The organism is Nonomuraea sp. NPDC050691, from assembly GCF_040654455.1.
In the GTDB taxonomy this organism is placed as follows: Bacteria; Actinomycetota; Actinomycetes; order Streptosporangiales; family Streptosporangiaceae; genus Nonomuraea.
In genome coordinates, this window is sequence record NZ_JBFAIA010000108.1 from 17,524 (window position 1) to 27,567 (window position 10,044).

A 10,044-nucleotide genomic window follows, 5' to 3' on the forward strand; every position below is an offset into this window, starting at 1 on the left:
GTTCGTGAGGAAGACCGTGTCCAGCAGCACGCCCGAAGCTCCGTCCACCCCCGGGCCGGTCACCGGCCCCGTCACCGGAACGGCCCGTGTCAAGCGCGGCATGGCCGAGATGCTCAAGGGCGGCGTCATCATGGACGTCGTCACCCCCGAGCAGGCGAAGATCGCCGAGGACGCCGGCGCGGTCGCCGTCATGGCCCTGGAGCGCGTGCCCGCCGACATCCGCGCGCAGGGCGGCGTGTCCCGGATGAGCGACCCCGACATGATCGACGGCATCATCTCCGCGGTGTCGATCCCCGTCATGGCCAAGGCCCGCATCGGCCACTTCGTCGAGGCCCAGGTGCTCCAGTCGCTGGGCGTCGACTACATCGACGAGTCCGAGGTGCTCACCCCGGCCGACTACGCCAACCACATCGACAAGTGGCAGTTCACCGTGCCGTTCGTGTGCGGGGCGACCAACCTCGGCGAGGCGATGCGCCGCATCACCGAGGGTGCGGCCATGATCCGCTCCAAGGGCGAGGCCGGCACCGGCGACGTCTCCAACGCCGTCACCCACATGCGCACGATCCGCGGCGAGATCAAGCGCCTCACCTCCCTGCCCGAGGACGAGCTGTACGTCGCGGCCAAGGAGCTGCAGGCGCCGTACGAGCTGGTCGCCGAGGTGGCCCGCACCGGCAAGCTGCCGGTCGTGCTGTTCACCGCGGGCGGCATCGCCACCCCGGCCGACGCCGCGATGATGATGCAGCTCGGCGCCGAGGGTGTGTTCGTCGGCTCCGGCATCTTCAAGTCCGGCGACCCGGCCAAGCGGGCCGCGGCCATCGTCAAGGCCACGACCTTCTACGACGACCCCGACGTCGTCGCCAAGGTCTCGCGCGGCCTGGGCGAGGCCATGGTCGGCATCAACGTCGACGAGATCCCGCAGCCGCACCGCCTGGCCGAGCGCGGCTGGTGACCCTTCCGGGGGCCGTTCCCGGCAGGTGAGGCGCCGTCCGCGATCCATCGGGTCGCGGACGGCTTCCGTATGTGCGGGGGCGGTCGGCTTGAGCAGGGGGTCTACGGCCAGGAGGACGGATGGCTGTTGCCGGCACTGGACCCGGATGAGTGGATGCGCCGCCTGGCCACGCTCCCGCTGGCCCACCACCCCGGCGAGCGGTGGCAGTACAGCGTCAGCGACGACGTGCTCGGCGTGCTCGTGGCCAGTGTCACCGGCCAGCCGTTCGAGACGTTCCTGCGCGAACGCATCTTCGACCCGCCGGGCATGAAGGACACCGGTTTCCACGTGCCCGCCGACGAGATCGACCGGCTGCCGCCCCTGTACGCTCCCGATCCGCAGATCGGAGTTCACCGTGGAGGACGCGGCCGAAGGGGGACACCACCGCCGGCCTCCGGCGTTCCAGTCCGGCGGCGGCGGACTCGACTCCACCGTCGACGACTACCACGCCTACTTCAGGATGCTGCTCAACCACGGCATACACGACGGCCGGCGGATCCTGTCCCGGCCCGCCGTCGAGCTGATGACCACCAACAGCCTCCCGCCCGAGCAGCTGGCCGCCCGTGAAGCCTGGGCCCGCAACGCCGCCCATCTGGGGTACGGCCTGGCGCAGCACGGCGGCTGGGGCTTCGGAACGGCGGTGCGCACCTACCGCGGCGACTACGCGCCCATCGGCCAGTTCGGCTAGGACGGCGGAGCCGGCACCACGACCTACGCCGACCCCAAGAACCAGCTCGTCGGAATCCTGCTCACCCAGGTCGGGACTCCGGCCTTCGACACCACCACGTTCCGCGATCACCTTTGTCTCCTGCGGCGAGCCCGAACCAGGACGGTGTCAACGAAGACCAGGGCCGACTGCAGCAGGTGCGGAGCGAGCATGGAGACCTCCTGGTTCTCCCGGTCAGTGCCGTTGGTGCCCAGCGCGTAGAGCACCAGCAGCAGACGTTCGCGGATCACCGGCGCATCCTGAGGGCATAGCGCGTTCGTGAGGCCCGGCGCCGTCCTGAGGCGGCGCGTTCGTGGGGCGGGACACGTCGGTGAGGCGGTGCCTGTCCCGTGAGGGTGTGGGCGGGACGTGCCGGTTCGCGGCGCCGCCGGGGTGGCGGACGCACCGCACCAGGGGGCCGGCGCATCGGCGCGTCGTCGCGGGCCGCCGCCCGGTGCTAGGGCATGATCTTGTCCCGGCGGGCGCCGGCCTCCATGATGGAAATTTCCGAATCAGGCGATATCTGCGAAGGATGTCGCCTTTTTCGTGTTGTGTGGGGTTCACCGGAACGTCATGGGACTCCGTCAGGCTACGGACGTCCTCCACCCTTGATCGTCCCAGGAGCCACGCATGTCCCAGCTCAACCGGCGGCACTTCCTCGTCACCGGGTTAGCGGCGGGCGCCGCCGCGGCGCTCCCCGCCGGAGCCGCGCACGCGGATCCCACCCCTGACCCCGCTGCCGAGACCGCCCAGTCCCTCGCCTCGCGCGGCCTGCGGGCCGACCCGTTCACGCTGGGCGTCGCCTCGGGCGACCCCGACCACTCCGGTTTCGTGCTGTGGACCCGGCTGGCCCAGGAACCGCTGGCGGAGGACGGCCTCGGCGGCATGCCGCAGCGCCCGTTCACCGTGCAGTGGCAGGTCTACGCCGACGAGAAGGCCCGCCGGGTCGTGCGTGCCGGCGTCGCCGTGGCCGCGCCCGAGTGGGGGCACAGCGTCCACGTCGAGGTCGGCCACCTGAGCTCCGACCGCGACTACTGGTACCGCTTCCGCGTCGGCCCGTACGTCTCGCCCATCGGCCGCGCACGGACCGCGCCGCACCCCCTCGCCTACGGCGGCGGCCTGGCCATGGCCTTCGTCTCCTGCGCCCAGTTCGAGCACGGCCTGTTCACCTCGTACCGGCGCCTGGCCGAGGAGCACCCGGACCTGGTGCTGCACCTCGGCGACTACCAGTACGAGTACGCCCGCGACACCTACACGATCCCGGGCGGCAACGTCCGCGACCACGAGGGGCCCGAGACCGAGACGCTGGCCGGCTACCGCCAGCGCCACGCCCAGTACAAGGCCGACCCCGACCTCCAGGCCGCGCACGCCGCCGCGCCGTGGCTGGTCGTGTGGGACGACCACGAGCTGGACAACAACTGGGCCGACGAGGTGCCCGAGAAGCCCGAGGTGCCGCAGCCGAACTTCCTGAGCCGCCGCGAGGCCGCCTTCCGCGCCTACTACGAGAACATGCCGCTGCGCCGCACCTCGATCCCGCGCGGCATCGACATGCAGCTCTACCGGCGGATCCGCTGGGGCCGGATGGCCACCTTCCACATGCTCGACACCCGCCAGTACCGCGACGACCAGGGCTGCGGCGACGGCTACCGCGACTGCCCCGCGGCCGTGGACCCCAACCGGTCGATCACCGGCGCCGAGCAGGAGGCGTGGCTGCTCGACGGGTTCCGCAAGTCCCACGCCCAGTGGGACATCCTCGGCCAGCAGGTCTTCTTCGCCCAGCGCGACAACAACGCCGGCCCGGCCAAGATCACCAGCCAGGACGCCTGGGACGGCTACGTCGCCTCCCGGCAGCGCATCACCCAGGGCTGGATCGACGCCGAGGTCCGCAACGCGGTCGTCCTCACCGGCGACGTCCACGCCCACTGGGCCAGCGACCTCAAGCTGAACTACGACGACCCCACGGGGCCCACGGTCGGCTCCGAGCTGGTCACCACCTCGATCACCACCGGCGGCGACGGGGCCGACTCCGACCCCGCCTCGCAGCCGTTCCTCAAGATCAACCCACACCTGAAGTTCTACAACAACCAGCGCGGCTACGTCCTGACGAAGATCGAGCGCGACGCGATCACGGCCGACTTCCGGGTCGTGCCGCAGGTCCGCACGCCCGGCGCGGCGGTGCACACCAAGGCCACGTTCGTGGTCGAGGACCGGGTGCCCGGCGTCCAGCAGACGTACCTGCGGCCGCTCGACCCGGCGGCGCGCACCCTCGGCGCCCCGTCCATCGAGGAGACGGTCCGCCTGGAGACCGAGCGTCCCTGACCCCCTCCCGACCGCCCACCGAGCGGCGTCCACGTCACGTGGGCGCCGCTCTCGCGTTCACCGCGCCGGATCTACCGCTTTCCTCGGCAGTGCTTCGGCCTTCGGTTCTGGGAGTGACGCCTGATCGGAGTTCGCCGGTCCGGATCCCGCTGTGCCCGGCCATACCCGCTGCAAGAATGAGGATCGTGCGGGCTGGCCGACGGGCGGAAGATCGACTCTCCACGGTTCGTGCGCCGGGCGGAGAAGAAACTGCGCAGGCTTCGGAAGGCACTGTCGCGTAAGGAGAGGGGATCGAACAACCGTGCCAAGGCCCGGCTCCACGTCGCCCGCCAGCACGCGAAGGTCGCCGACGCGCGCCATGACTTCCACCACCAGACCTCCACAAAGATCATCCGCGAGAACCAAGCGGTGTTCGTGGAGGACCTCGGCGGTCAAGGGGCTCGCGCGTACCAAGCTGGCCAAGAGTGTGCACGACGCGGGCTGGTCCGCCTTCGTGGCCATGCTGTACGTGCGCCGCCACCACCTGCGCTCCCTGGCCCGGGTGGACCTCGACCACGGCCTCCACGACGCGGCGCCCGCCTGACCCGCACGTGCCCGCGATCGCGGCGTCCTCTGCGTCCGAGGCATCCTCAATATCCTCGGTACCCTCGGCATCCCGGCGGAAGACACCACCCCGCCGTGGTGTTGAATGAACCGGACCCGCACCCCGACGGAAGGACGACCGTGCCCGCCACCGTGCCCGCCAGCACGCCCGCCAGCGAGCCTGCCGACGTGCCCGCGAGCCGCCCGCCCACCATCGGCGTGCTCGCCCTCCAGGGCGACGTCCGCGAGCACCTGCGCATGCTCACCGAGGCCGGCGCCCGGGCCGTCGCCGTGCGCAGGCCCGCCGAGCTGGAGGCCGTCGACGGGCTCGTCGTCCCCGGCGGCGAGTCCACCACGATGTGGAAGCTCGCCGACACCTTCGAGATGCTCGAACCCCTGCGCATGCGGATCAAGGCCGGCATGCCCGCCTACGGCTCCTGCGCCGGCATGATCATGCTGGCCGACCGCATCGAGGACGGCATCGCCGGCCAGCAGACCATCGGCGGCATCGACATGGTCGTCCGGCGCAACGCCTTCGGCCGCCAGGTCGACTCCTTCGAGGCCGACCTCGACTTCGCGGGCGACGCCGTGCACGCGGTGTTCATCCGCGCCCCGTGGGTCGAATCCGTCGGCCCGGATGTCGTCGTGCTGGGCAGGGCCCAGCCTGGGGATAGGATCGTCGCGGTCCGTCAAGGGCCGTTGCTCGCGACCTCGTTCCACCCGGAGCTCACGGGAGACACGCGGGTGCACCGATACTTCGTAGACATGGTGAGGGAGCTCTAGGTAATGTCCGGCCACTCCAAATGGGCGACGACGAAGCACAAGAAGGCCGCGCTCGACGCCAAGCGCGGCAAGCTGTTCGCGAAGCTCATCAAGAACATCGAGGTGGCGGCCCGGACCGGTGGCCCTGACCCCGACGCCAACCCCACCCTCTTCGACGCCATCTTCAAGGCCAAGAAGAACTCCGTCCCCAACGACAACATCGAGCGGGCCCGCAAGCGGGGCGGCGGTCTGGAGGCCGGCGGCGCCGACTGGCAGACGATCATGTACGAGGGCTACGCGCCGGGCGGCGTCGCGGTGCTCATCGAGTGCCTCACCGACAACCGCAACCGCGCCGCCTCCGAGGTCCGCGTCGCGCTGACCCGCAACGGCGGCTCGCTGGCCGACCCCGGCTCGGTGTCCTACATGTTCAACCGCAAGGGCGTCGTGATCGTCCCCAAGAACGGCCTCGACGAGGACACCGTCCTCATGGCCGTCCTCGACGCCGGCGCCGAGGAGGTCAACGACCTCGGCGACTCCTTCGAGGTCGTCTCCGAGGCCGGCGACCTCGTCCCGGTGCGCAAGGCGCTCCAGGACGCCGGCATCGACTACGACTCGGCCGACTCCAACTTCATGCCGACCATGACGGTCCCGCTCGACGAGGACGGCGCCCGCAAGGTGTTCCGCCTCATCGACGCGCTGGAGGACAGCGACGACGTGCAGAACGTCTTCGCCAACTTCGACGTCTCCGACGAGGTCATGGAGAAGCTGGAGGACTGAGCCTCCCGGCTCCCGTTTCCCGGGCCGCCTCCCTCCGCGGGGGCGGCCTGCGGCATGCCGTCAACAGGCCAGGAGGCGGGGCTCCGCGCAGGTGGCGGCGGCGTGCGGGGCGCCCGTAGATCGGCGTAGGGTCGTGGGACGTGACCTCCGACAGCCTTCCCCGACCCCCGTCCCCCGCGCTCGGCTGGGTGCTCCTCATGCCGGCCGGGCTCGGGATGCTGATCTCGCTGCTGCTGCCCACCGTCCAGACGATCCAGCTCAGCCTGGAGTCGGGCGGCTCGCTCACCCCCCGCACCTTCGTGGGCCTGGACAACTACGCCCAGCTGACCCGCACGGGTGAGGTCTGGTCGGCCCTGGGGTTCAGCCTGTCGCTGGTGCTCATGCCGCTGCTGGTCGCACTGGTCGCCGGGCCGCTGCTGGCGTTCGCGCTGGACCGGGCCGGCACCCGGCCGCGGCGCGCCGGCCTGGTCGTGCTGTCGCTCGCCCCCGTGGTCTTCTCCCCGGCGGCCGTCGCCGTCTCCTGGCTGTACGGGCTCAGGCCCGGCGCGTCGGGTCTGGTCACCCTTGCCACCACGCTCCGCGACCCCGCCACCGGGCCCTCCGGGCTGCGGCTGATCGTCGCCGCCGCCACGTTCGGCGTCGTGTGCGCGCTCGCGGTGATGGCGTTCCTGCCGGCGCTGCGCGGCGGCGCCGTGACCCGGAGCATGATCGCCGTGGGCGTCATCGTCGCGCTCGCCACGCTCGCGGCCGGCCTCCAGACGTTCACGCTCGGCGCGATCCTGACGGGCGGCTCCCGCGCGCAGACGCTGGCGGGAATGCAGTACGCCCAGGCGTTCGTCCAGGGCCGGCCGGGCATGGGCGCGGCGGTGGCCACGCTGACGGGGGTCGTCCTGGGCATGCTCGGGCTGGCGGCCGCGATCGTCGTGGTGGCGGCCGGGGTGCGCCTCTGGGTCACCCCGGCGCGCGACGTCGCCGGCGAGGAGCCGTACGAGCAGGCGGAGGACGCCGCCACGGGCCGGGCCGTCCAGGTCGCGTCCGGTCACGGCGGCGCGGGGCGGGCCGCACCGGTGGCGGGCAGGGCCGCGGGCATCGCCGCCGTCGTCGCCTACGCCGCCGTCGCCCTCGTCCTCACCTGGCCCTGGCTCGCGGCCCTCACCCGGCCCTCCTCGGGGCCCGGCGGCGGCCTGGCCACCCACGTCAACACGTGGGTCCCCGCCGTCATCGGCGCCGTGGTGTCCGTGGGCGTCGCCTACCTGGGCGCCCTGGGCATCGGCGGGCTGCGGCCGCTCGGCCGGCGCAGCGAGTGGCTGCTCCTCCTGTTCGCGCCCTGGCTGTTCGTGGGGGTCGGGCCGCTCAGCGTGGCCGGCTGGACCGACATGCGCAACCTCGGGCTGATCGACACCTTCCTCGCGCTCGTGCCGCCCGTGCTGGTCAGCGTCCCCTGCCTGTTCCTGCTCACGCTGCTGTGCAAGGGGCTGGCCGAGCGGTCCGGCGGCGACTTCGTCGGCGGGGTCGTCAGGCCGTCGCTGCCCATGGCGGGGATCCTCGCCGTCGTCGTCACCCTGCTCAACGGCCAGGACCTCCTCTGGCCGCTCCTCGTCGCCCACGACCCAGGCCTGGCCACCGCGCCCGCCACCCAGTACCTCCAGCTCCGCCAGTACGGCGGCTGGCCCTCCGCCGGTCTGTCCACGCCGCTGCCGGTGATCCTGGCCGCCCTGCTCGCGGCGGGGGCCGCCCAGGTCCTGTACCTCCACCGCCTGGCCCTGCGCGCCGGCGCGCCGGGGGGCGGTGCGCGCAGCCCCGCGCCGGCTGCATAGGTTGTGACCTTGTGGAGATTCGCGACCTGACCACCGACGACTACGACGACCTGTTCGACGTCCGCCGACGCTCGTTCGGGCCCATCTCTCCCGCCGAGCGCGAGAACTGGCGCGCCCTCGTCATCCCCGCTCTGAACGAGGGCCGCTACCTGGGCGTGTTCGAAGGCTCCCGGCTGGCCGGCGCGGCCCGGTTGCGCGCCTTCACCCAGTGGTGGCACGGCAGGCCCCAGCCCCTGGCGGGCGTCGCCGGCGTCACGGTCAACCCCGAGTACCGGGGGAGGGGCGTCGGCACCCTGCTCATGCGCGCCGTCGTGGAGCGGGCCGCCGGCCTGGGCGACGCCGTCTCCGCCCTCTACCCGGCCACCACCCCCGTTTACCGAGCCACCGGGTACGAGCACGCCGGCGCCCGCCACCTGGTCACCATCCCGACCGAGGCGCTGCGCGGGATCCGGCCGTCCGGCGACGTGCCGGTGCGCCGCATGGACGCCGGCGACGCGGCCGAGGTGGTCGCGCTGCTGCACCGCCTGCACGGCGCGGCCCGCTCCTCCGGCCCGATCTCCTGGGACGAGCGCACCTGGGCCCACTGGCTGTCCCAGGAGGACGACTTCCTCTACCTGGCCCCCGACGGCTACGCCGTCTACCGCTGGGACGGCGACCGCATGCGCGTCGACAACCTCGTCGCCGGGTCACCGGAGACCGCCCGGGCCCTGTGGTCGCTGGTCGGCTCCGCCTCCTCCATCACCAAGACCGTCCTGGCCGTGGTCGCACCGGACGACCCGGTCCTGTGGCTGCTGCGCGAGCGCTCGGAGGAGCGGCTCACGCTGGTGCGCTGGATGCTCCGAATCGTCGACGTGGAGGCGGCGGTCGAGCGCAGGGGCTTCCCGTCCGGGGCGGCGCTGGACGCCACGATCGAGGTCGAGGACACGGTACGCGCCGGCAACACGGGGCTGTGGCGGCTCACCGTCGCGGGCGGCGAGGGCACGGCCGCGGCCCTCCCGGCCGGTGCGGACGCCTTCACCGGGCCCCGGCTCGGGATCAACGGGCTGTCCGCGCTCTACGCCGGGGTCTCCACGGCCACGCTGCGCCGCAGCGGCCTCCTGTCGGGGGACGACTCCCACGACGAGGCCCTGGACACGGCCTTCGCGGCCCAGCCGTACATGCTGGACTACTTCTGACGCGACCCTCATGACGGGACCCTCCGCTTGCCGGCGGGCCCTCGCCCATGACGGGTCCCTCCGCCCGCCGGCGGACCCTCGACGGCGCCTGCGTACGGGCCGTCGAGCCCTTGTCCGACGGGCCGCCACGCCCGTGCGCCACCTCTGGCCCGCAGGGCCGCAGAACGCCCGTGCGCGTCCGCGCGGGCGCTCCAGGGGGCCCGGACGTCCCGGGCGTCCCCCGGCCCTCGCCTCTCCGGGACGTGCGGGCGCTTCCCGACTCGCGCCGCTCTCCGGGACGCGCGGGTGTTTCCCCGCGTCCGGGCGTTTCCCGGTGCGTGGTGACACCGGGCCGGGGTAGAGTCTCGTGCCGAACACGTGTTCGGCGGGGCGGGCGAGCCCCGAGGCGGACGAGCGGGAGGCGCGAGGGTGCGAGTGATGGGCGTCGACCCGGGGCTGACCCGGTGCGGCGTGGGAGCGGTCGAGGGCCGTCCCGGCGCGCCGCTGACCCTGCTGGCCGTCGGGGTGGTGCGCACCGGAGCCGACGAGGAGCTGGGCGCGCGCCTGGTCGGCATCGAGGCCGGCATCGAGCAGTGGCTCGACGAGGTGCGGCCCGACGCCGTCGCGGTCGAGCGTGTCTTCAGCCAGCACAACGTCCGCACCGTCATGGGCACCGCCCAGGCCGCCGGCATCGCCGTGCTCTGCGCCGCCAGGCGCGGCCTGCCCGTCGCCCTGCACACCCCGTCCGAGGTCAAGGCCGCGATCACCGGCAGCGGCACCGCCGACAAGAAGCAGATCGGCGCCATGGTCACCCGGCTGCTGCGGCTCAAGGAGATGCCGAGGCCGGCCGACGCCGCCGACGCCCTCGCCCTGGCCATCTGCCACGTGTGGCGCGGCGGCGCCCAGCACCGCCTGGCCCAGGCGATCGCGGGCGCCACC

Annotated in this window: 10 protein-coding genes and 2 pseudogenes; 11 read left to right on the forward strand and 1 reads right to left on the reverse strand. The window is 72.8% G+C overall.

Annotated elements, in window-relative coordinates:
• The first annotated feature begins 16 nt into the window (after positions 1-16).
• The 3 genes and pseudogenes from pdxS (at position 17) to AB0H81_RS29870 (ending at position 1,676) form a co-directional block, all read left to right on the forward strand.
• Positions 17-949 (forward strand): pyridoxal 5'-phosphate synthase lyase subunit PdxS, encoded by a 933-nt coding sequence (gene pdxS, locus AB0H81_RS29860; protein ID WP_358381226.1) that lies wholly within the window; start codon positions 17-19, stop codon positions 947-949.
• A gap of 153 nt (positions 950-1,102) precedes the next feature.
• Positions 1,103-1,276 (forward strand): annotated as a pseudogene (locus AB0H81_RS29865) (serine hydrolase domain-containing protein); the annotation flags it as partial.
• Positions 1,277-1,343: 67 nt separating this feature from the next.
• Positions 1,344-1,676 (forward strand): hypothetical protein, encoded by a 333-nt coding sequence (locus AB0H81_RS29870; protein ID WP_358381230.1) that lies wholly within the window; start codon positions 1,344-1,346, stop codon positions 1,674-1,676.
• A gap of 107 nt (positions 1,677-1,783) precedes the next feature.
• On the opposite strand, the gene AB0H81_RS29875 is transcribed toward AB0H81_RS29870, so the two are convergent.
• Positions 1,784-1,945 carry a hypothetical protein gene (locus tag AB0H81_RS29875; protein ID WP_358381214.1) on the reverse strand — a complete coding sequence of 54 codons (162 nt, stop codon included), beginning with the start codon at positions 1,943-1,945 and terminating at the stop codon, positions 1,784-1,786.
• Between the two features lie 379 nt (positions 1,946-2,324).
• Here AB0H81_RS29875 and AB0H81_RS29880 point away from each other — a divergent pair, with 379 nt between their 5' ends.
• The 8 genes and pseudogenes from AB0H81_RS29880 to ruvC all read left to right on the forward strand — a co-directional run.
• The gene (locus AB0H81_RS29880) at positions 2,325-4,013 is read left to right on the forward strand and encodes an alkaline phosphatase D family protein (protein ID WP_358381216.1); all 1,689 of its coding nucleotides are present in this window, start codon (positions 2,325-2,327) and stop codon (positions 4,011-4,013) included.
• 228 nt (positions 4,014-4,241) lie between these two features.
• Positions 4,242-4,379, forward strand: a pseudogene (locus tag AB0H81_RS29885) (RNA-guided endonuclease TnpB family protein); the annotation flags it as partial.
• Positions 4,372-4,596 (forward strand): hypothetical protein, encoded by a 225-nt coding sequence (locus AB0H81_RS29890; protein ID WP_358381232.1) that lies wholly within the window; start codon positions 4,372-4,374, stop codon positions 4,594-4,596. The pseudogene AB0H81_RS29885 and the gene AB0H81_RS29890, both read left to right, overlap by 8 nt.
• A 188-nt stretch (positions 4,597-4,784) precedes the next feature.
• Positions 4,785-5,378 (forward strand): pyridoxal 5'-phosphate synthase glutaminase subunit PdxT, encoded by a 594-nt coding sequence (pdxT, locus tag AB0H81_RS29895; protein WP_358381228.1) that lies wholly within the window; start codon positions 4,785-4,787, stop codon positions 5,376-5,378.
• A gap of 3 nt (positions 5,379-5,381) precedes the next feature.
• Positions 5,382-6,134 (forward strand): YebC/PmpR family DNA-binding transcriptional regulator, encoded by a 753-nt coding sequence (locus AB0H81_RS29900; RefSeq protein ID WP_358381218.1) that lies wholly within the window; start codon positions 5,382-5,384, stop codon positions 6,132-6,134.
• 140 nt (positions 6,135-6,274) lie between these two features.
• Positions 6,275-7,951, forward strand: coding sequence for a hypothetical protein (locus AB0H81_RS29905; protein WP_358381220.1), 1,677 nt, complete (start codon positions 6,275-6,277; stop codon positions 7,949-7,951).
• A gap of 11 nt (positions 7,952-7,962) precedes the next feature.
• A complete protein-coding gene (locus AB0H81_RS29910; protein ID WP_358381222.1) occupies positions 7,963-9,126 on the forward strand; it encodes a GNAT family N-acetyltransferase in 1,164 nt (387 codons plus the stop codon).
• A 408-nt stretch (positions 9,127-9,534) separates the two neighbouring features.
• The coding region (gene ruvC, locus AB0H81_RS29915) for a crossover junction endodeoxyribonuclease RuvC (RefSeq protein ID WP_358381224.1) at positions 9,535-10,044 on the forward strand (510 nt) is incomplete at its 3' end.

Coding starts and splice junctions, on each gene's coding strand:
- AB0H81_RS29880 (WP_358381216.1), top strand. CDS start 2,325: ATGTCCCAGCTCAACCGGCGGCACTTCCTCGTCACCGGGTTAGCGGCG.
- AB0H81_RS29890 (WP_358381232.1), top strand. CDS start 4,372: ATGACTTCCACCACCAGACCTCCACAAAGATCATCCGCGAGAACCAAG.
- AB0H81_RS29900 (WP_358381218.1), top strand. CDS start 5,382: ATGTCCGGCCACTCCAAATGGGCGACGACGAAGCACAAGAAGGCCGCG.